This window comes from Microbacterium sp. NPDC077644, assembly GCF_040702785.1.
In the GTDB taxonomy this organism is placed as follows: domain Bacteria; phylum Actinomycetota; class Actinomycetes; order Actinomycetales; family Microbacteriaceae; genus Microbacterium.
Window position 1 is genome coordinate 603,358 of sequence record NZ_JBFBME010000002.1, and the last position, 19,440, is coordinate 622,797.

A 19,440-nucleotide genomic window follows, 5' to 3' on the forward strand; every position below is an offset into this window, starting at 1 on the left:
CGCTGCGAAATGTCCATGTGGACACACCGTGGACATTTCATCTGCGAAAGGGACATCTCTAACTAATCCCTACAAGTCGCCGCCTCCGCCGCCGAAGTCGCCGGGCGCCATGTCGGCGAAGCGCGAGTAGTGGCCCTGGAACGCGACCTGAAGCGTCGCCGTCGGACCGTTGCGATGCTTGGCGACGATGAGGTCGGCCTCGCCAGGACGCACGTCCTTGTCGTAGACCGAGTCGCGGTGCAGCAGGATCACCATGTCGGCATCCTGCTCGATCGATCCCGACTCGCGCAGGTCGCTGATCTGCGGCTTCTTGTCCTGACGGGCCTCCGAGCCGCGGTTCAGCTGCGAGAGGGCGATGACCGGAACCTGCAGTTCCTTCGCCAGCAGCTTCAGCGCACGCGAGAACTCCGAGACCTCCTGCTGACGCGACTCGACGCGCTTGCCGCTCGTCATCAGCTGCAGATAGTCGATGACGACCATCCTGAGCCCCGCGCGCTGCTTGAGCCGGCGGCACTTCGCGCGGATCTCGACGAGCGTCATGTTCGGCGAATCGTCGATGTACAGCGGAGCGTCGTTGATGCGACCGCGGGTCGCCGCGACCGTCGTCCAGTCGCGCGGGTCGAGCGTGCCCTTGCGCATGTGCTGCAGCGGGATCGCGCCCTCGGCGCTGAGCAGGCGCATCGCGATCTCGCTCTTGCCCATCTCGAGCGAGAAGAAGATGGCCGGCTGGTTGTGGCCGATCGCCGCAGCGCGCGCAAAATCCAGAGCCAGCGTCGAGTTGTGGGTCGGGATCATCGACTCGCCGGCGAGATACAGGTGGTCGGCGTTGTCGACCTGGACGCAGCGCACCGGGACGCTCTCGACGCGTCTGACCGCCTTCACGTACCGACGGCCGATGCGCACCAGGCTGACCGGGCGCTCCTCCTCGTGCAGACGACGCTTGCGCTCGAGGCGGAACACATCGTCCACCGTCGAGAAGTTGAGGATGTAGCACGTCGACGACTCTTCCGACCGGCCCGGCACGCGCTTGGTCGTGCGTCCGCACTTGTATCCGAGGCTGACGATGAGCTCGTACACGGTGTCGGCAAGGCGCTTGTTCGTCACGGCGAACTGGCACGAGCCGACGCCCTTGACGACCGTGCCATCGGTGTCCATGAGACCCGCGAGCAGTTCGCGGCGCTGACGCGTGGATGCGCGCAGATACTGCTGGGGCACGTGCTTGTCGCCGAGCACGCCGAGACCGCGCAGCAGCGCCGTGAACGACCCGTGGTCGCGGTAGCAGCTCGCGCAGACCTGCGCCTCACCGGAGAACGGCTCACCGCAGTCTGGGCACGACAGACGTTCGGGGTGCGCGCCCTTGTTCTTCGGACCGCACGTGCGACCGCAGGTGCGCACGTGCGGGTGCCGTGCTGTGAACTCGGCACCGCACACCTCGCACTCGCGCACGAGCACAGGGCGCTCGGCGAGCTTGAGCGAGTAGAGCATCCCCCCGCGCGCCTCGACGCGGACGCCGGCATCCCGAACGAATCCGGGGATCTCGTCGGACTCGCTCGTCAGCCGTGCGCCGGCGCTGTGCCCGTCGCCCAGCCACGCGCCGAGCGCGTACGGCGGGATGGGAAGCTCTGCCTCGGCTGCGCGAAGCGGTGCCGCGTTGGGGATCGAATGGTTCGCCCGCTCGTCGGCGCCGACCGTAAGCGTCTCGAGGATCTGCTCGGTCGTGATGACCGCGGATCCGCCTGCGGGCGAGCGACGCGTCGCCCTGGTCTCGGTCAGCCACTGGTGCTCGGCATCCGCGATGATCGTCGAGCCGTCGGAGAACTCGACCTCGTAGCACGTGCGATCGAGCATGACCTCTGTCGCCGCGACGACGCGCGTCGGGCGTCCGTCGGCGTCGAACAGCTCGTCGCCGACCTGCACCTCGCCCATCGTCGTCCACCCGGTAGGAGTGGGCAGAGGCGTGTCGAGGGCGAGCGCCTTGCCCATAGCGGGACGCGCCGCGACGACGATCATCTGACCGCCGTGCAGGCCGTTGGTGAGCTCGTCGAGCTCCTTGAATCCGGTGGGGACGCCGGTCATCGAGCCGTCGCGGCCGCTGGCCGCCTCGATCTCCTCGACCGCGGCATCCACCGCAACCGTCAGCGGGACGTAGTCCTCGGCCTCCTGCGTGCCGGTGACCGAGTAGATCTCGGCCTGCGCGTTGTTGACGATGTCGGTCGCGTCGCCCTGGCCGTCGTAGCCGAGCTGCACGATGCGGGTGCCGGCATCCACCAGGCGGCGCAGGATCGCGCGCTCCGACACGATGCCCGCGTAGTAGCCGGCATTCGCGGCCGTCGGCACGATCGAGGTCAGCGTGTGCAGATAGTCGGCACCGCCCGCGCGACCGAGCTCGCCGGTCTTGATGAGCTCGTCCGTGACGGCCACGACGTCGGTCGGCTCGCCGTGCGAGTACAGCGAGAGGATCGCCTCGAAGATGAGCTCGTGCTTGGGGATGTAGAAGTCGGCGCCCTTGAGCGTCTCGATCACGTCGGCGACGGCGTCCTTCGACAGCAGCATGCCGCCCAGCGCGCTCTGTTCGGCGAGGAGATCGTGCGGCGGGGTGCGTTCCGGCTGACGCTGCCCACCCATGCGCTCCTCAGAGATGTCGGCGATCGACACGGGGCTCCCTTCGGTGCGGTTGGCAGTGAGGTCGAGGATGCTCCCGACCCGGCGACAGCGGATGCGTTCCGCGGCCGCTTCGAGCGAACCACGCACCACCGACATCTCGTCGCCCGTCCACGCTAGGAGTCGCGTTTTCCCCATGCAAGACAGCCTGTGGATAACTATGTGGAGAGGATGCGAACAACTTCGGAGTGTCTGTGCAGAACCGATGTGGATAACCCTGTGCTGACCGAAGATGCGAAGTTGTTTTATGCCACTGGAACTGGGCTTTTCGGTTTCCTCAGGCTGTGGATGAAAACCTGCTTCAACGAGTCCTTGAAGGTTTCCCCCACCAGTGCGCCATGTGTACAACTTGGGGAAAGTCAAGCCTTGACTTTCCCCGGGCGCGTCCCGGGTTCCCGGCTGCGATTCCGCCCCACCGCGACTCGGTGATGAGTGCAAGTACCCCTGGACACACCCCTGCTCCGCGAGTATGGTCGGCCGCGACAAGGTTTCGTCGATGACGTTTCCCTCGGAGGGGGAGGTGAACGTGAAGACCATCGCATCTCGCCGCGTCAGGGGCGGTTTCGCATGGGGGGCTTTCGCCGTGCTCGGCTGGGCCGCGTTCACCCTGCTCTCGTCCACGGGCACCGCGCACGCCGAAGAGAATCCCGACGGACCCCTCGACGGCATCACCTCGGTCGTCGGGTCGACGGTCGGTGCCGGCGCCGAGATCGTGGGCGCCGTCGTCGATGACGTCGTGCTCCCCGCAGTCGATCATGTCGCCCCTGTCGTCACCGAGACCCTCCCGGCAGCGGCCGCGCCGGTCGCCGACGCCGTGTCCACCACGGTTCAGGCCGTTCCCGTCGTCCGCGATGTCGTCTCCACTGCCGTCGCACCGGTTTCGGATGCCGTCGTCGAGGCCGCCCCGACCGTCACAGCCCCGGTGACCGATCTTCTGCAGGACTCTCCGGTCTCGCGGCTCACGGATCCTGTCGTCGAGACCGCGCGCTCCGTTCCGGTCGTCGGCGACCTGCTCGATGAGCTCTCCGTACCGGATGCCGTCGCCGAGACCAGCGCAGCGCTCGACGCGACGACAGCCTCGCTCGGTCGCACGGCCCAGGCCGTCGTCCCCGCCGCGGTCGGCATCGTGGATCGCGCCGTCCCGTCGGCACCTGCCGATCCGGATCCGGTCGCGCCGCCTCCGGTCGCGCCGGCTCCGTCCGTCGACCCGACCGGTCCCGCCGTGACGAACCCGGAAACGGCGGCACTGCCGGATGCCGCACCCGCCGCCCGTTCGTCGGTGCTCAGTGCATCCGTCGGCAGCCCGTCGCTGTCGGCCTCGATCACCGCCCAGCTCTTCCTCGACGCCCAGCGCGTCGAGGCGTCCGTGGATGCCCTCGTCGCGAACGCGACCGGCGTCCCCTCCGCACCCCTGCCCGCCGCTCACGCACCGCCCGCTGCGCCGGCTTCGGCTGCACCGGTCGGCGGCGGCGGTGGGGTCGTCACGGATGCCGCTGACACGTTCGCGGCATCCTCCACCACTCGAGCGCTACCCGGCGGGCGCGGCCCGACAGACGACGACCTGCCATCCGCTCCGGTCTTCGAGACCGACGCCTCACCCGACTGATCAGGATCGGGTCACCTCTCGGGGTGACATGCACACGCGTGCCGTCGATCGCGCACGCGCCATCCGAAACGATCAGTCAGGAGCTGAAACATCATGCGCACATTCGTCAAGCGCGCCCTCTGGGGCGTCGCCATCGCCGGCGGGATCACCCTGCTCGGCGCCACCGCCGCGAACGCGGCGGAGACCGACGGAGAGGACGGCATCCTCTCCGGAACGCAGGCGCTCGTGCCCGTCGACATCCCTGTCGATGTGACGGGGAACGCCATCTCGCTGCTCGGGACGTCTTCAGCGGATGCCGCACCGGCCGCGGCCCCCGAGTCATCCGCGCCCGCCCCGTCCACCACGACCAGCGGCTCGGACGGCACGGCATCCGGTACACAGGCGGTGGTCACCGTCGATGTGCCGGTCGTCGTCGAGGGGAACGCCGTGAGCGTCCTCGGCACGTCCGACGTCGCGGAGTCGTCGCCCGCACAGGCGCCACCTGCCGAACCGGCGCCGAGTTCGCCGTCCGTCACCACGTCGGGCGTCGACGGGGTGCTCAGCGGCACGCAGGCACTGGTCGACGTGAACGTGCCCGTGAGGGTCACGGACAACGCCATCGGAGTACTCGGCGACAGCACCGTCACACAGACGTCGACACCCGCGGCCACGGCCCCGACCGAGAGCGCCGCTCCCGCGGCATCCACCGGCGGAACCGACGGCATCGCCGGCGGCACCCAGGTCGTCGCACCGATCACGGCACCCGTGACGGTCGGCGGCAACGCCATCGGAGTGCTCGGCGACAGCGACGTCACACAGACGTCGACACCCGCGGCCACGGCCCCGACCGAGAGCGCCGCTCCCGCGGCATCCACCGACGGAACCGACGGCGTCACGAGCGGCGCCCAGTTCGTCGCACCGATCTCCGCACCCGTGACGGCGACCGGCAACGCGATCAGCGTCGCCGGCACCAGTGCGGTGACCGGCGACGGCGGTCAGGCGGCCCCGGCACCGGTCGCGGGCACCGATCCGGTCACGAGCGGACTCGACTCGCTCCTCGGCGGCACGCAGATCGTCGCCCCGATCTCGGTCCCGTTGACCGTCGGCGGCAACGCCATCGGCATCATCGGAGACTCGACGGTCACCGATCCGGTCACGGACCCCGGAACAGACCCGGGAACGGACCCCGGCACCGACCCGGGAACGGACCCCGGCACCGACCCGGGAACGGACCCCGGCACTGACCCGGGCACCAAGCCCGGCACCGACCCGGGCACCGACCCCGGAACAGCTCCCGGCACGATGCCGGGCGAAGACCCCGGCTCCGCACCCATCCCCAGCGGGCAGGGCGGCGCCATCGCGACAGCTGACGGCGGCATGCTCGCCACGACCGGAGTGGACATCCCTGTCGCACCGGCTCTGCTCGCCGCGGTGCTGCTCCTGATCGGAGCCGGGTTGCTGCGACGCAAGGTCACCGGATGATCCCCATCATCGGGTGACCGGCATCCGTCCCCAGCGGATGCATGTCGCACGCAAACGACGGATGCCCCGGAGTCCGAAGACTCCGGGGCATCCGTCCAGCCTTGCCGCTTACTTGGCGGCGACGACCTGAAGGGCGATGACGGCGACGACGTCCTCGTGCAGACGCACGGTGGCCTCGTGGTCACCCGTCGACTTGATCGGCGAGGTGATGGTCACCTTGCGCTTGTCGATGCTGCCGAGGCCTGCGGCCTCGACGGCGTCGGCGACGTGCTCGGTCTTGACCGAGCCGAACAGACGACCGCCGTTGCCGGCCTTGACCGTCAGGCGGACCTTCGCGGCCTCGATCTTGTCCTTGAGCGCCACGGCCTCTTCGCGGTCGTGGATCGCGCGGGCCTTGCGGGCGGCCTGGATGGACTCGACCTGCTTGGCACCACCACGGGTCCACGCGGTCGCGTAGCCCTGGGGGATGAGGTAGTTGCGGGCGTACCCGTTCTTGACCTCGACAACGTCACCGGCGCTTCCGAGCCCGGCGACCTCGTTCGTGAGAATCAGCTTTGCCATTTGTCCGGTACCCCTTAGCGGCCAGCGCCGGCGTAGGGCAGGAGAGCCATCTCGCGTGCGTTCTTGATCGCCTTGGCGATCAGACGCTGCTCCTGCACCGAGACTCCGGTGATACGACGGGCGCGGATCTTTCCACGCTCCGAGATGAACTTGCGAAGGGTCGCGACGTCCTTGTAGTCAATGACGCCGACCCGGATCGACTTCGCGGGAGCGGTGGGCTTGCCACCCTTCCGCGGCTTGCGGCGGTCGCCGCTCGACTTTCCAGCCATGGTTTTTCCTTTGGGATGAACGGATGCCGAGGCATCCAGAAGTTGTTAGAACGGGGTGTCGTCGCCGAAGCTGCCCGGAGTGCTCCAGGCATCGGCGCTCGTCGAGGAACCGGGCGTGGACCACGGCTCCTCCGACACCTGCTGCTGCTGCGGGCGGGACTGCCCGCCGCCGGCTCCACCGGATGCCGCGCGGGTGACCTGAGCGGTCGCGTAGCGCAGCGACGGACCGATCTCGTCGACCTCGAGCTCGATGGCCGTGCGGTTGTTGCCCTCACGGTCCTGGTAGGAGCGCTGACGCAGGCGACCCTGCGCGATGACGCGCATGCCCTTGGTCAGTGACCCTGCCACGTGCTCGGCGAACTCGCGCCATACGGACGCACGGAGGAACAGCGCTTCGCCGTCCTTCCACTCGTTCGCCTGACGGTCGAAGGTCCGCGGGGTCGATGCGATGGTGAAGTTCGCCACCGGCAGCCCGTTCTGCGTGTAGCGCAGTTCGGGGTCGGCCGTGAGGTTGCCCACCACGGTGATGACGGTTTCGCCGGCCATGAGCCTTAAGCCTTCGCAGCCTTGGCCGCCTTGCGGGCAGCCTTCTCTTCGGAGCGCTTGGCCTCAGAAGCGATCATCGCCTGAGCCTCTTCAGCGCGGAGGACCTTGGTGCGCATGATCTGCTCGTTCAGCTTGAGCTGACGGTCGAGCTCCTGCGTGGCCTCGCTGGTAGCGGTGAAGTTGACGACGGCGTAGATGCCCTCGTTCTTCTTCTGGATCTCGTACGCGAGCCGGCGCTTGCCCCAGACGTCGACGTTGTCCACAGAACCGCCATCGTTGGTGATGACCTTCAGGAACTTGTCGAGCGTGGGTGCGACCTGGCGCTCGTCGATCTCAGGGTTCAGAATGACCATGAGTTCGTACTGGTGCGTCACTTACCCACCTCCTTCGGACTTGAACGGCTTCCGAGACTTTCCCGGAAGCAGGAGGGTGTGTTGCACGTGCCGGCCCTTCTCGCCGCAGAGTGCGGTCCGGAGGGCAGACAACCACAGCAGTCTACTTCAGTTGCGGGCGTGTCGCGAACCGGGTCAGTCCGCGGATCCGCGCGGAACGATCCAGTGGTGGGAGAAGGTGGGCTCCACTGCGGCGACGTGCTCGAAGTCGGCGTCGTAGTGTACGACGGTTACTCGCTGATCCTCAACGGACGACCGCAGTGCCGTGGCCGCGATCTGCAGGTCGCTCACGCCCACCGATCGCCCTCGTCCCGTTGCGAACAACCGTCTCTGCAGGTCGACGGCCAATCGCACCACGTTGGCATCCGGCGGAAGGAAGACCTTCGCCCTCGCGGTCGCATCGATCAGTGCACTGTGTTCGTCGGCACTCCGCGCCGAGTACCCTTCCTCGAGCAGCTGCGGCAGACAACTCGCCAGTTCTCCGGACTCCAGCAGATCGATCAGCGCTTCGGCCACGGCATCCGAGCGATGGATCCGTTGCAGAACCGAGTTGTCGACCAGGTAGAGCTGCCTCATCGCTGGGCGTCGGCGATCACATCCGGGTCGTCGAGGTCGACCACCACGCCCGTGCGCAGCATATCGACGTACCCGAGAGCCGCGCTTCGCCTGACGGTCTGGGCGAGGGCCTCGTTGACGGCCGCCTTCTTCGTCGTCGCGCCGGTGACGCGCATCGCCTGCTCGAGCAGTTCGTCATCGATATCGATGAGTGTCTTCGTCATCGCACCTCCTGGATATCCTTCAGGCGCTATGAGTATATCTCTTGGGTGCCGAACTCCAGAGACGGTTCGTCGTCGACGGACAACGACAGCACGGCGGTCTCGACCACCTCGTGCGCCTCGATCTGCCGCTCGACCATGCGCAGCCGGCGGGCGACGTCGTGCTCGCGCTCGTCACCGGAGAGGTCGATCTCGGCGACGATGAACAGCCGATTCGGGCCCACGTACTCGATGTGCAGGTAGGTGACCCGTTCGATCGCCGGAGCTTCCAGCAGCGCCCGCCCGACGCGCGAGCGCAGCTCGGGCGACGCACTGGTCCCGACGATGAAGGCGAGGTTGCGCCCGATGAGGAGCACCGCGACGACCGCCAGCAGGATGCCGACGAGGATCGAGCCGACGGCATCCCACACCGCCTCGCCCGTGGCCTCATGGATCGCGATGGAACCGCCGGCGATCACCAGGCCGATCAGCGCAGCAGCATCCTCGAAGAACACCGCCCGCAGAGTCGTGTCGCTCGTCTCGATCACGAAGTCCCACGTCGACGCGCCCCGCTCGCGCGCCAGACGCCGCGAGCGGATGAGCGCCTGCGTGAACGACGCGCCCTCGAGCACGAACGCGATGCCGAGCACGATGTACGCGATCACCGGGCTCTCGACGGGCTCGTCGGAGCCGAGCTCCTGGATGCCGTGCATGATCGATACGATCGCCCCGGCGGTGAAGATGCCGAACGCCGCGATCAGCGACCAGACGAACGCGCTGCGGCCGTAGCCCAGCGGATGCCGCTCATCCTTCTTGCGCGCTCCCTGACGGTCGGCGATGAGCAGGAAGATCTCGTTGCCGGCATCCGCCCACGAGTGCGCGGCCTCGGCGACCATGGACGCCGAGGACGTGATGATCGCCGCGACCGTCTTGGCGATCGCGACGAGGACGTTGGCGAGGAATGCGATGAGCACCGTCACGCGCCCAGGGTACGCCTGCGCTGCACGGGGATGCCGAACCGCTGCCCGCGAAACAGGTCCTGCCCGGCGAGACAGGCGGTGCGACGCCCTGTCTCGAGCGGCAAGGCCTGTTTCGCGGATGGGACGGGTGCGGCTCAGCGACGGACGGGGTCGCGCTGCGGGCGGGGTTCGAGCGTGTAGTCCGTCGCGGGATCAGACCAGGTGTCCTCGCCGGCGCGGCCGCGCGCACGGCGCATCCCGAGGATGCCGTCGACCAGCGGTGCCCCGACGCCGAGCGCCACGGCTCCCGCGAGCGAGCGGTCTTCCGAACCCAGCACGCTCCTGCGGTGCCAGGCCGCGCGCAGCGCTCCCCCGCGACCGGTCGGCACGGTCTTCGCCGGCAGCGCTCCTCCGCGGCGGAGCATCACGAGCTCCTCGACGCGCATCCACCACTCCGACTGCTCGGGGGCGTGGAAGTAGTTGTCCTGCATCCACGCGGGGTCGGGATGCCGGAACCGCCGCGCGACCACGTCATCCGCCCCGGCGAGCAGGCCACTGCCCGTGAACACGGTGTTCAGGAGCTGCTTCTCGACGCCGAACGTGTCGAGTGCGATGACCGGGACGCGGCGGGCGATCGCCTCGACCGCCGCCGTCGAACTGACCGTGACCAGTCCTTCGGCGCGCGCCAGCGCGAGAGCCATCGGCTCGTACGAGAGCACGAGGTTCGCGGGCCGGTTCGCGAGCAGCTCGGCATACGTGTCGCGCTCGAGGTGCGTCTCGGCCTCCCCTGGCCGCGAGCGCAGCTTCACGACGACGCGGCGGTTCGGCCGCGCCTCAGCCGCGCGCCGCAGGATGCCGACGAGCTCCTCCCGCTCGTGGCGCTGGGCCGGAACGAGCGCCTGTGCGGCGAAGACGAGGTCCGTGCCGTGGCGCTCCCGATCGGCCACGAGCACGCTTCCCGACTGCGGGCGGGCTGTGCCGACGGCATCCGAACCTTCCGCCCTGCCCCGCGACGCCCGCGCGAGCGCACCCTGCGCCGAAGCCGGCCGCGCATAGGGGAGGGTGGCGAGGGCCATCGGCACGACGAGGCCGAGCCGGTCGGCGAGCGCCTCGAACGCCCGGATCTCACGGTGCGAGTGCAGCACGAGGAGGTCGGATTCGCGGCGGTACTCGAGTGCTCCGCGCAGCGCCGGGATCGACATCCCCGGCAGGCCGCTGACGACGACCGGCCGCTGCTTCAGGCGGTCGATGACCCGGGCGACGAGTCGCACGAGCGGTCCCCTCCCGGCGAGGACGACGACGTCGGGCAGGTGTCCGTTCAGCCATCCGGTGAGCCCGTCGAACCCCAGACGGGTGACGGACCCCTCGCCGAAACCCGTTCCGGCGAGCGCCATGTGCTCCTGCTCGCGGCTGACGGTCAGCGGCGTCCGCACGAGCAGCATGTGCCGGCTGATGCCGGGCACCGCATCCAGCAGCGCCGCCGACCACTTCACGAAGGAGTCGGCATCCGCGATCGCGACGACGCGAAGCTCCGCGTTCATGGACTCAGACGCCCACCCGGCGCAGCTTCGCCATCGGAGCCTCTTCGCCAGGGAAGACGCGCTTGACGCCGTCGCCCATGGCCGTCTCGATGATGCGGATGTCGCGCACGAGGTGCTCGAGACCGCCCGGCTCGAGGGATGCCGCGTGGTCCGATCCCCACATCGTGCGATCGAGCGTGATGTGCCGCTCGACGGCGACCGCGCCCAGCGCGACGGCCGCGAGCGAGATCTGCAGTCCGCGCTCGTGGCCGGAGTAGCCGACCGGAACGCCGGGGTACCGGTCGCGGAGCGTCGTGATGACGCGGAGGTTGGCCTCCTCGGGCTCCATCGGGTACGTCGAGGTGGCGTGCATGAGGATGACCCGATCGGTGTCGAGCGTCTGCATCGCCCGGTCGATCTGCTCGGGCGTCGACATGCCCGTGGAGAGGATGATCGGCTTGCCCGTGGCCCGCAGCGCCTCGAGCAGCTCGATGTCGGTGAGGCTGGCAGACGCGACCTTGTGGGCGACGACGTTCAGCTCCTCGAGGAACTCGACGCTCGGAACATCCCACGGCGACGCGAACCAGTCGAGCCCGCGCATCGTGGCGTAGTCGCCGACCTCGATGTACTCGTCGCGGCCGAACTCCACACGGCGGCGGTAGTCGAGATAGCTCATGGTGCCCCACGGCGTCTCGCGCGGGACGTCGCGCATGTGCTCCGGAGTCGCGATCTCGGGCGTGCGCTTCTGGAACTTCACGGCGTTCGCGCCGGCGTTCGCGGCGACGTCGATGAGCCGCTTCGCGACCTCCACGTCGCCGTTGTGGTTCAGGCCGATCTCCGCGATGACGTAGGCCGGGTGGCCCCCGCCGATCACGCGCGATCCGATGCTGACGGTCATGTCGCCTCCTGTCGTCGAGCCCCCATCCCTCCTGGGTACGCTCCGACTCTGAACGGCGCGCGACGGGCAGGTTACGTGCGGCCGTCCGCCTCGAAACAGGTCCGCCCCGCCGACACAGGCCGTGCCACGACCCGTCTCAGACGGCAGGGCCTGTTTCGGCGGCAGGGGGCGCGGCGACGAGAACCCGCTCGATGAGCTCGCGCACGGCGCCGTCGCCGCCGCGGCGGGTCAGGACGACGCGGGCTGCCGCACGCACTTCCGGGCGCGCATCCGCCACGGCGACCGGCCACCCGACGAGCCCCATGGCGCCGAGATCGTTGACGTCGTTGCCCAGGTAGGCGATATCGGCCAGGTCGATGCCCTCGTCCGCCGCCCACGCGGCGAGCGCGCTCGCCTTGTCGTCGATCGCCTGCGCCACCGGTACGCCGAGCTTGCGCCCCCGCGCACCGACGACCGTGTTCGTCTCGGTCGAGAGGATGAGCATCGGGATGCCGGCACGGCGCAGCCGCGAGACCCCCATGCCGTCCGACCGGCTCACCCGCACGAACTCGTGGCCGTCGGCGTCGACGAAGGCGGTGTCGTCGGTGTGGACTCCGTCGAAGTCCGTGACGATCGCCGCTGCCGGGATCGGCTCGTCGCCCTGCTCGACGACGTCGGCGAGCGCGGATGCCACGGCGAGCTGCTGCTCGTCGTCGATCTCGATCGCGGTCCGCTCCGGAACCTCGACGATGCCGATCCGTCCGAAGAACCGATGGCCTGCCGCGCGGAACCCCGACGCCGTGAAGGCGTAGAACGCGCCGGTCTCGAGGTAGTGCGGTTCGCGATCCTGCCTGCGCGGGCGATGAGCGGCGTCATGGTTGATCGCGGCGGCGTGCTCGTCGGCGGCGCGCCGCCACAGGAACCCGTATGTCTCGTGCGCCGAGAAGACGCTGTCGAAACGGTCTGCGCGGATGTGATCGATCGCCTCGTCGATCCCGCCTGACGGGATGAACGGCGACGTCGCCTGGATGAACACCACGGTGCCGACCGTCGGGCCGTCGGCCTCGAGCTCGTCCAGGGCGTGCAACACGGCGCTCTCGGACGACGCGGTGTCGCCGGCCAGCTCGGCCGGGCGCCGCACGATGCACGCACCGGCTGCGGCGGCGGCATCCGCGATCTCTGCATCGTCGGTGGTCACGACGACGAGATCGACGGCGAATGCCGCAGCGGCCGCCCGCACGGCTCGGACGACGAGCGGCACGCCCCCGACCGTCCGAAGATTCTTGCGCGGAACGCCCTTCGACCCGCCGCGGGCCGGGATGATCGCGACCGTTCGGGGCTGCTCGTTCGTCATGTCATCCTCCTCAGGGGTCGCGTTCGGTGGGTGAAGTCGCCAGGACACAGCCTTATGCGACCCCTGTCGAGAGTGTCGCGCTGGTTCCGCGGCCGGAGGGGTCGCGAATGGTCGCCGACCCCGCGATCAGGCAACCACCTGCGACCCCTCCGACGCCCACCGCACCCGCTCACAGGCCCCGCACCGCCTTCCATGCGCGTGCCAGCCGGCGGCGCGCGGCGTGGACCGTCAGCCGCAGCTCCTCCACGCGCCCCACTCCCCCTGCCGATCGCAGCAGACGCCGCGGCAGGCTCTCGGCGGGAGCACCCGGCAGTCGCAGCCGAACAAGGCGAGCGGGGTCGAAGTATCGGTCGCGCTCGGTCTGCGGCATCCCCCGCAGCAGCTCCTCGGCGCGCGAACGCAGGGATGCCGCGAGCTTCGGCTGCATCGCGTATCCGACGCCGTCGATGAGCAGTTGCAGCCGTGCGGGCTCGGCGTATGGCGAATCCGGGCGCGTCAGGGCGTCCACGATCGTCGTCGGCACGCGGTTGCTGTTCTCGAAGGGCTTCAGTCGGCGCAGCATCCCGGGCGTTCCGACCGACGCGATGGGCCGCCCGTGGAGCGTGCGGATCGTGGGCAGCGCGGTCGAGAACCCCGCGACGACGCCGACGACGCCCAGCCGTTCGGCGACGATCTCGGCGGGCACCGGGCCGCGGTAGACGACGAACGCGAGCCCGTGCTCCTCGGCGCGCTCGCGCACCGCGTCGGTGAGCGCGGGAGGCGCGGACGGATGCGGCTTGAACACGATGCGAGCGGGCTTCCATGGCAGCGCGCGATCGATCATGTCCTGCTGCATCCCGATCTCCTCCTCGGGCGCGACGAGACCGAGCGCCGCGAGGTACTGGCCGAGCACGAGCGCGGTCGGGGTGCCGTCGGCGAGGGCGTCGAGTTCGGCATCCTCTCCCCCGGTCTCGGCGAGTGCGGCGGCGAACGCCGCGGCGGGAACCGGCATCCGCGCAGCGCCCGTCTCGCGGAACGCGAGCGGCTCGACACCCGGGACGACGTCGGCGTAGACGACGCGGCCGACGCGCGAGACGATCGATCGGGGCAGCTCGACGCGGATCGGCGAATAGGTCATCAGTCCGTCGCCGATGATCGTCAGCCGGGCGCCCGGGAACAGCGCCATGAGCGTGCGGGCGGGCGCCACCTGCGGGCTCTGCACGCACAGCTCGAGGTCGCCGTCGATGCTCCACGCCCGCTCGAGCAGCCGCCGCAGGACGGGGAGCTCATCGTCCTCCGGCTCCCACGCGCTCGGATGCCGCGGCTGCAGCAGCGCGTCGAGCGACTCGACGCGGTCGAAGCGCGCGCGCAAGCTCGCCAGCTGCGGATGTTCGTCGACGCCGACCGTCGTCTCGGGCACGCGCGCCGAGTTGAACGGCACGAGCACCCTCTCACCGCCGCCCTCGAAGAACCCCTCATCGATCGCGGCTGCGGCGGTCGTCAGACCGTACGCGCTGTGCAGCGCGAACAGGACCGTCATGCGGCGCGCCCCGCCTGGCGCAGCGATCGCGCCAGCACTCGCCTGCGCGAGCCGTCCAGCCGCGCGAGCGCCCGCGCGGCATCCGACTCGGGAAGGCTGGCGAGAAGACCGCGGATGCTCCGGCGCATGTCACGGCGCAGCCCCGCGTCCATGCGGCGAGAGCGGACGATGTGGTGCGAGCTGAGCGCCAGAATGGTCTGCACCGCCTTGGGCAGGAAGCGCTCGGCCTCGTGATCCTGCCGCACGATCTCGAGCACCTGCGCCATCGCGCGCGCGAAGTCGAGCTGGCGGCGATCGTGCACCTGCGTGAGCGAGGTCGTGACCCCGCGGCGGTAGAGGATCGCGGGCGCGTCGACGACCGCGAACCGGCGCGCCTGCAGGTGCAGGCGCCAGATCCAGGGGCGGTCCTCGGCGGTGAACAGCCCGTCGGGGAACGCCGCGAGTCCCTCGTCGATCATTCGGCGGTGGAAGATGCCCGCCCACGCGAACGGGTAGTCGACCATGGCCTTGTCGTCGGCGGGGAGGATCGCGTCGCGCGGCGAGGCGGCGATGCCGCGCCACGGATGCGGTGCCCGCACGAGCCGGCGATCCTGCCCGGTCACGCGCACGTGGTCGGTGCGCAGGAAGTCGCAGTCCAGGGCGTGCAGCTGTTCGGCGAGCACCTGCAGGCGGCGCGGCTGCATCCAGTCGTCGCCGTCGATGAAGCAGAACGCATCGCCCTCGACGTGGCCCAGGCCCTGGTTGCGGGCGGTGGCGAGTCCGCTCGGCCGGGCGTTGACGAGCACCTCGGCGTGCGCGAACCGTTCGGCGTAGGCGCGCATGATGTCGCCGGTGCCGTCGCTCGAGCCGTCGTCGATCGCGACGAGCTTGAGCGCGGAGGTGTCGTCGAACTGTCGCAGCAGCGTCTCGAGCGTCGTGCCGATGTAGGGCTCTGCATCCTTCGCGGGGAGGATCGCGGTGACCTGTGCGCTGCGCATGGGTTCGGATGCTGGCACCCGCACCTTAACGCGAGGTGACGTCGCGGCGGCTACCGTGGAGGCGTGACGACGCCTGCACCCCAGCCCATCGCATTCGACGCGCGACCGCTCACCGAGCCCGTCGATCCGAAGGCGGTCTCGGCGTTCGTCCGCGACATGCGGGCCCGCTCGTCCGGCCGGGGAATCGCGGCCGGAACGGTGATCGCGATCGTCGTCGTGGTGATCATGGCGGCCATCGCCGTGCCGATGCTCGTGCTCGGGGTGACGGCGGCGATCCGCAGCGGCGCGAGCGTGATCGGCCTTCCGTTCGTGCTGTTCCTCGTGGCTTTCGTCGGCATCGGCATCGCCGCATTCGTCACCTCGCGGCGCAAGCGCGTCGCCCGCTACCGGATCAGCCGGTTCGCGGCGGCCAACGGCATGACGTACGAGGATCAGGTGCTCGACCCTCCTCTGCCGGGCATGATCTTCGGCATCGGCAGCTCACGGGTCTCGGAGCAGCTCGTGCGGGGCAGCACGCCGCGGTTCGTCGAATTCGGCAACTACCGGTACACGGTGAAGTCCGGCAAGAACTCCACGACGTACCGCTGGGGGTACGTCGCCGTGAAGCTCGACGTTCCCCTGCCGAACATCGTGCTCGACGCCCTCGGCAACAACGGGTTCGGGTCGAACCTGCCGGCGTCCTTCGGCAAGGACCAGCGTCTGTCGCTCGAGGGCGACTTCGACCAGTACTTCACGCTGTACTGCCCGCAGGGGTACGAGCGCGACGCCCTGTACCTGTTCACGCCCGACATCATGGCGCGCTTCATCGACAGCGCCGCCCAGCTCGACGTCGAGATCGTCGACGACTGGCTGTTCCTCTACACCAAGCGCGAGGCGTCGACGCTGGATGCCGCGACCTGGGCCTGGCTGTTCGGCGCCGTCGGGGCGCTGATGACCAAGCTCGACCAGTGGGCGCGGTGGCGCGACGACCGCCTGCTCGAGGAGCAGGGGCGCACCTACTCGCAGGCCGTCGGTGCCGCGTCATCCTCGGCGCCGACCGCCGGATCGCACGCGCTGCCGTTCGCCGCACCGGCGGGGATGCTGACACCGCCGCCCGGTGTCGCCCAGCAGGGCCGCCGACTCAAGCGCAGCGGCCGCTGGGTGTTCATCGCCCTGGCGATCCTCTTCGCCGTGGTGTGGGTGTTCGGCCGCGTCGTCGACTTCACGCTCGGCTGACGCGCCCGGCGAGGCGCATGGCTCGGGATGCCGTGGCATCCGAACTCGCCTGCGAAACAGGCCCTGCCGCCTGAGACAGGCTGTGGCAGAGTCTGTTTCGGCGGGCAAGACCTGCTTCGCGGGGTCGGGCGCGGGCGCCGCGCCGCGCGTCAGGCGCGGGCGGCGGCGCGGCGGGCGGCCTGCTCCTCGGGGTCGGGGACGGGGAGGCTGGCGATGAGCCGGCGGGTGTAGTCGTCCTTCGGGTTGCCGAGCACCTCGGCGGTGGGGCCCGCCTCGGCGATCTCGCCGTGATGCAGCACGACCACCTTGTGCGCGAGCATGTCGACGACGGCGAGGTCATGCGTGATGAACAGCGTCGCGAACCCGAACCGCTCCTGCAGTTCGCCGAACAGCTCGAGCACCTTCGCCTGCACCGACACGTCCAGCGCACTGGTCGGCTCATCGGCGATGAGCAGCTTCGGGTCCAGCGCCAGGGCTCGGGCGAGCGAGGCGCGCTGACGCTGACCGCCCGACAACTCGTGCGGGAAGCGGTCGCCGTACGCCCCCGACAGCTGCACGGCGTCGAGCAGCTCGTCCACCTTGCCCCTGGCATCCGCCGGGTTCTTCGCCAGCCCGTGCACGATCAGCGGCTCTGCGACGTTCTGCGCGATCGTCAGCAACGGGTTGAAGCTCGTCGCCGGGTCCTGGAAGACGAAACCCAGGTCCTTGCGGTGCGGGCGGAACTGCCGCTCCTTCACGCCGTTCATCTCCACGCCGAGCACCTCGAGCGATCCTCCGGCGACCGGGGTGAGGCCGGCGATCGCGCGTCCGATCGTGGTCTTGCCCGATCCGCTCTCACCGACCAGCCCCACGACCTCACCCGGCGAGAGCGTGAAGTCGATCCCCTTCACGGCCCGGAAGGCACTGCGACCGAAGCGTCCCGGATACTCGATCACAAGCCCCTCGGCCTTGACCAGAGGACCCGTCGCGGACACCGGCGCTTCGCGCTCGCTGATCTGCAGCCGCGGCACAGCGGCCAGCAGCCGCTTCGTGTACTCGTGCTGCGGGTCGGCGAACAGCTCCCCCGCTGGAGCGGTCTCGACGAGTTCACCCTCGAGCATGACGGCGACGCGATCGGCGAGGTCGGCGACGACGCCCATGTTGTGCGTGATGAGCACGATCGCCGTGCCCTCCTCGTCGCGGAGCGTGCGCAGCAGCTCGAGGATCTCGGCCTGCACCGTGACGTCCAGGGCTGTCGTGGGCTCATCCGCGATGATCACGGCGGGGTCGAGCGCGAGCGCCATCGCGATGACGACGCGCTGCTTCTGACCGCCCGAGAACTGATGCGGGTAGTCGTTGACACGGCGCTCCGGTTCGGGGATGCCGACGCGGCGCAGCATGTCGACGGCTCGGCGACGGGCCTCCTGCTTGGAGACGTTGCCGTGCGCCCGGAGTCCCTCGGCGATCTGCCACCCGACGGGGAAAACCGGGTTCAGCGCTGTGGACGGCTCCTGGAAGACCATCGCGGCCTTCTCGCCGCGCAGCGACCGCAGTCCAGCAGCATCCAGAGCCGTCACGTCGGTGCCGTCGACCACGACGGCACCGCGGATCGTCGACGTCTCGGGGAGGAGCCCGAGAATCGAGCGAGCCGTCACGGTCTTGCCCGATCCGCTCTCACCCACGATGGCGAGCACCTCGCCGGCACGCACGTCCAGGCTCACGCCGCGCACCGCGTGCACATCACCGGAGTCGGTGACGAACGTGACGTCGAGATCGCGAATTTCCACAGCGGATGCCATCACTCCACCTCTCCCATGAACTCCCGCGCGACCGGCTGAGACGCGGCGACGGCGTCGGCCGGAGTCTTGCCGGTGCGGCGCCGTGCCCGCAGGCGCGGGTCGGCGAGGTCGTTCAGGCTCTCACCGATGAGCGTGATGCCGAGCACCACCAGCACGATGGCGAGCCCTGGCGGGATGGCCGTCCACCAGATCCCCGCCGAGACGTCGCTGATCGACTTGTTCAGGTCGTAGCCCCACTCGGCGGCCGCAGTCGGCTCGATGCCGAATCCGAGGAAGCCGAGGGCGGCCATCGTGGAGATCGCCTCGGAGGCGTTGAGCGTGACGATCAGCGGCAGCGTCCTCGTGGAGTTGCGCAGCACGTGGCGGAACATGATCCGTCCGTTCGACGCGCCGATCACCCTGGCCGACTCGACGAACGCCTCGGCCTTCACGCGCACGACCTCTGCGCGTACGACGCGCAGGTACTGCGGAATGAAGACCACGGTGATCGAGACGGCGGCGGCCATCACGCCGGGCCAGAGGCCGGATTGCCCGCCCGAGATCGCGATCGCGACGACGATGGCCAGCAGCAGGGTCGGGAACGCGTAGATGGCGTCGGCGATGACCACGACCACGCGATCGATCCAGCCGCCGAGATAACCGGAGAGGAGACCGAGCAGCACGCCGGCCACGACCGAGAGCGCGACGGCGACGATGATGACGAAGAGCGCGGTCTGCGCGCCCCAGATCACTCGCGACAGGACGTCGTAGCCGCCCACCGTGGTGCCGAGCAGGTGTGCGGAGCTCGGCGGCTGCTGCGCGCCGAAGCCGCCGTCGGGGCCCTTGAGCTGATTGAACGAGTACGGGGCGATCCACGGCGCGAAGATCGCGCAGATGAGGAACACCGCTGTCAGCACGAGGCCGGCGACGAGCATCCCGCGCTGCAGTCCCACGCTCTGACGCAGCTGACGGATCACGGGGACCCGGGCGAAGAAGCCGGTGCGAGCCATG

18 protein-coding genes are annotated in these 19,440 nt (G+C 69.6%); 3 read left to right on the plus strand and 15 right to left on the minus strand.

What is annotated here, in order from left to right; genetic code table 11:
• Positions 1 to 69: 69 nt before the first annotated feature.
• Positions 70 to 3,198, minus strand: coding sequence for a replicative DNA helicase (gene dnaB, locus AB0269_RS09845; protein ID WP_366211024.1), 3,129 nt, complete (start codon positions 3,196 to 3,198; stop codon positions 70 to 72).
• Here dnaB and AB0269_RS09850 point away from each other — a divergent pair.
• Positions 3,158 to 4,267 (plus strand): hypothetical protein, encoded by a 1,110-nt coding sequence (locus tag AB0269_RS09850; RefSeq protein WP_366211480.1) that lies wholly within the window; start codon positions 3,158 to 3,160, stop codon positions 4,265 to 4,267. The two genes, dnaB and AB0269_RS09850, sit on opposite strands and share 41 nt — an antisense overlap.
• A 93-nt stretch (positions 4,268 to 4,360) precedes the next feature.
• Entirely contained in the window at positions 4,361 to 5,728 is a 1,368-nt protein-coding gene (locus AB0269_RS09855; RefSeq protein ID WP_366211025.1) for a chaplin family protein, read from the plus strand.
• A 108-nt stretch (positions 5,729 to 5,836) separates the two neighbouring features.
• Here the strand turns inward: AB0269_RS09855 and rplI are convergent, their stop codons facing one another.
• The 12 genes from rplI to AB0269_RS09915 form a co-directional block, all read right to left on the minus strand.
• Positions 5,837 to 6,289, minus strand: a complete 453-nt coding sequence (gene rplI, locus AB0269_RS09860; protein ID WP_227529657.1) for a 50S ribosomal protein L9 — start codon at positions 6,287 to 6,289, stop codon at positions 5,837 to 5,839.
• Between the two features lie 14 nt (positions 6,290 to 6,303).
• On the minus strand, positions 6,304 to 6,558 hold the full coding sequence (gene rpsR, locus AB0269_RS09865; RefSeq protein ID WP_071641238.1) for a 30S ribosomal protein S18: 255 nt from the start codon (positions 6,556 to 6,558) through the stop codon (positions 6,304 to 6,306).
• A gap of 45 nt (positions 6,559 to 6,603) precedes the next feature.
• A complete protein-coding gene (locus AB0269_RS09870; RefSeq protein WP_366211026.1) occupies positions 6,604 to 7,104 on the minus strand; it encodes a single-stranded DNA-binding protein in 501 nt (166 codons plus the stop codon).
• Between the two features lie 5 nt (positions 7,105 to 7,109).
• Complete coding sequence (gene rpsF / locus AB0269_RS09875; protein ID WP_147038991.1) at positions 7,110 to 7,478, minus strand: 30S ribosomal protein S6; 369 nt, start codon at positions 7,476 to 7,478, stop codon at positions 7,110 to 7,112.
• A 153-nt stretch (positions 7,479 to 7,631) separates the two neighbouring features.
• Positions 7,632 to 8,072: a PIN domain-containing protein gene (locus AB0269_RS09880; RefSeq protein ID WP_366211027.1), complete on the minus strand. Its 441-nt coding sequence runs from the start codon at positions 8,070 to 8,072 to the stop codon at positions 7,632 to 7,634.
• The gene (locus AB0269_RS09885) at positions 8,069 to 8,275 is read right to left on the minus strand and encodes a type II toxin-antitoxin system VapB family antitoxin (protein WP_366211028.1); all 207 of its coding nucleotides are present in this window, start codon (positions 8,273 to 8,275) and stop codon (positions 8,069 to 8,071) included. The genes AB0269_RS09880 and AB0269_RS09885 overlap by 4 nt, the downstream gene beginning before the upstream one ends.
• A gap of 26 nt (positions 8,276 to 8,301) precedes the next feature.
• Complete coding sequence (locus tag AB0269_RS09890) at positions 8,302 to 9,231, minus strand: cation diffusion facilitator family transporter (protein ID WP_366211029.1); 930 nt, start codon at positions 9,229 to 9,231, stop codon at positions 8,302 to 8,304.
• Positions 9,232 to 9,365: 134 nt separating this feature from the next.
• Complete coding sequence (locus AB0269_RS09895) at positions 9,366 to 10,751, minus strand: DUF6716 putative glycosyltransferase (protein ID WP_366211030.1); 1,386 nt, start codon at positions 10,749 to 10,751, stop codon at positions 9,366 to 9,368.
• A gap of 4 nt (positions 10,752 to 10,755) precedes the next feature.
• Positions 10,756 to 11,628 carry an N-acetylneuraminate synthase family protein gene (locus AB0269_RS09900; protein WP_366211031.1) on the minus strand — a complete coding sequence of 291 codons (873 nt, stop codon included), beginning with the start codon at positions 11,626 to 11,628 and terminating at the stop codon, positions 10,756 to 10,758.
• A gap of 136 nt (positions 11,629 to 11,764) precedes the next feature.
• Positions 11,765 to 12,961 (minus strand): acylneuraminate cytidylyltransferase, encoded by a 1,197-nt coding sequence (locus tag AB0269_RS09905; protein ID WP_366211032.1) that lies wholly within the window; start codon positions 12,959 to 12,961, stop codon positions 11,765 to 11,767.
• Between the two features lie 169 nt (positions 12,962 to 13,130).
• Complete coding sequence (locus AB0269_RS09910) at positions 13,131 to 14,480, minus strand: polysialyltransferase family glycosyltransferase (RefSeq protein WP_366211033.1); 1,350 nt, start codon at positions 14,478 to 14,480, stop codon at positions 13,131 to 13,133.
• The gene (locus AB0269_RS09915) at positions 14,477 to 15,457 is read right to left on the minus strand and encodes a glycosyltransferase family 2 protein (protein ID WP_366211034.1); all 981 of its coding nucleotides are present in this window, start codon (positions 15,455 to 15,457) and stop codon (positions 14,477 to 14,479) included. The genes AB0269_RS09910 and AB0269_RS09915 overlap by 4 nt, the downstream gene beginning before the upstream one ends.
• Before the next feature lie 63 nt (positions 15,458 to 15,520).
• On the opposite strand from AB0269_RS09915, the gene AB0269_RS09920 reads away from it, so the two are divergent.
• A complete protein-coding gene (locus AB0269_RS09920) occupies positions 15,521 to 16,672 on the plus strand; it encodes a hypothetical protein (RefSeq protein ID WP_366211035.1) in 1,152 nt (383 codons plus the stop codon).
• 149 nt (positions 16,673 to 16,821) lie between these two features.
• Here AB0269_RS09920 and AB0269_RS09925 read toward each other — a convergent pair whose 3' ends face one another.
• A complete protein-coding gene (locus tag AB0269_RS09925) occupies positions 16,822 to 18,450 on the minus strand; it encodes an ABC transporter ATP-binding protein (RefSeq protein WP_366211036.1) in 1,629 nt (542 codons plus the stop codon).
• The gene (locus AB0269_RS09930; RefSeq protein ID WP_366211037.1) at positions 18,450 to 19,439 is read right to left on the minus strand and encodes an ABC transporter permease; all 990 of its coding nucleotides are present in this window, start codon (positions 19,437 to 19,439) and stop codon (positions 18,450 to 18,452) included. The genes AB0269_RS09925 and AB0269_RS09930 overlap by 1 nt, the downstream gene beginning before the upstream one ends.
• Position 19,440: the final 1 nt, after the last annotated feature.

What these genes read in the sequence shown, in the direction of transcription:
- AB0269_RS09915 (WP_366211034.1), bottom strand. Translation starts at nt 15,457, where the DNA reads ATGCGCAGCGCACAGGTCACCGCGATCCTCCCCGCGAAGGATGCAGAG.
- AB0269_RS09930 (WP_366211037.1), bottom strand. Translation starts at nt 19,439, where the DNA reads ATGGCTCGCACCGGCTTCTTCGCCCGGGTCCCCGTGATCCGTCAGCTG.
- AB0269_RS09895 (WP_366211030.1), bottom strand. Translation starts at nt 10,751, where the DNA reads ATGAACGCGGAGCTTCGCGTCGTCGCGATCGCGGATGCCGACTCCTTC.
- AB0269_RS09910 (WP_366211033.1), bottom strand. Translation starts at nt 14,480, where the DNA reads ATGACGGTCCTGTTCGCGCTGCACAGCGCGTACGGTCTGACGACCGCC.
- AB0269_RS09885 (WP_366211028.1), bottom strand. Translation starts at nt 8,275, where the DNA reads ATGACGAAGACACTCATCGATATCGATGACGAACTGCTCGAGCAGGCG.
- rpsR (WP_071641238.1), bottom strand. Translation starts at nt 6,558, where the DNA reads ATGGCTGGAAAGTCGAGCGGCGACCGCCGCAAGCCGCGGAAGGGTGGC.
- AB0269_RS09905 (WP_366211032.1), bottom strand. Translation starts at nt 12,961, where the DNA reads ATGACGAACGAGCAGCCCCGAACGGTCGCGATCATCCCGGCCCGCGGC.
- rplI (WP_227529657.1), bottom strand. Translation starts at nt 6,289, where the DNA reads ATGGCAAAGCTGATTCTCACGAACGAGGTCGCCGGGCTCGGAAGCGCC.
- AB0269_RS09850 (WP_366211480.1), top strand. Translation starts at nt 3,158, where the DNA reads ATGACGTTTCCCTCGGAGGGGGAGGTGAACGTGAAGACCATCGCATCT.
- AB0269_RS09925 (WP_366211036.1), bottom strand. Translation starts at nt 18,450, where the DNA reads ATGGCATCCGCTGTGGAAATTCGCGATCTCGACGTCACGTTCGTCACC.
- AB0269_RS09880 (WP_366211027.1), bottom strand. Translation starts at nt 8,072, where the DNA reads ATGAGGCAGCTCTACCTGGTCGACAACTCGGTTCTGCAACGGATCCAT.
- AB0269_RS09870 (WP_366211026.1), bottom strand. Translation starts at nt 7,104, where the DNA reads ATGGCCGGCGAAACCGTCATCACCGTGGTGGGCAACCTCACGGCCGAC.
- dnaB (WP_366211024.1), bottom strand. Translation starts at nt 3,198, where the DNA reads ATGGTCTTCACGTTCACCTCCCCCTCCGAGGGAAACGTCATCGACGAA.
- AB0269_RS09900 (WP_366211031.1), bottom strand. Translation starts at nt 11,628, where the DNA reads ATGACCGTCAGCATCGGATCGCGCGTGATCGGCGGGGGCCACCCGGCC.
- AB0269_RS09855 (WP_366211025.1), top strand. Translation starts at nt 4,361, where the DNA reads ATGCGCACATTCGTCAAGCGCGCCCTCTGGGGCGTCGCCATCGCCGGC.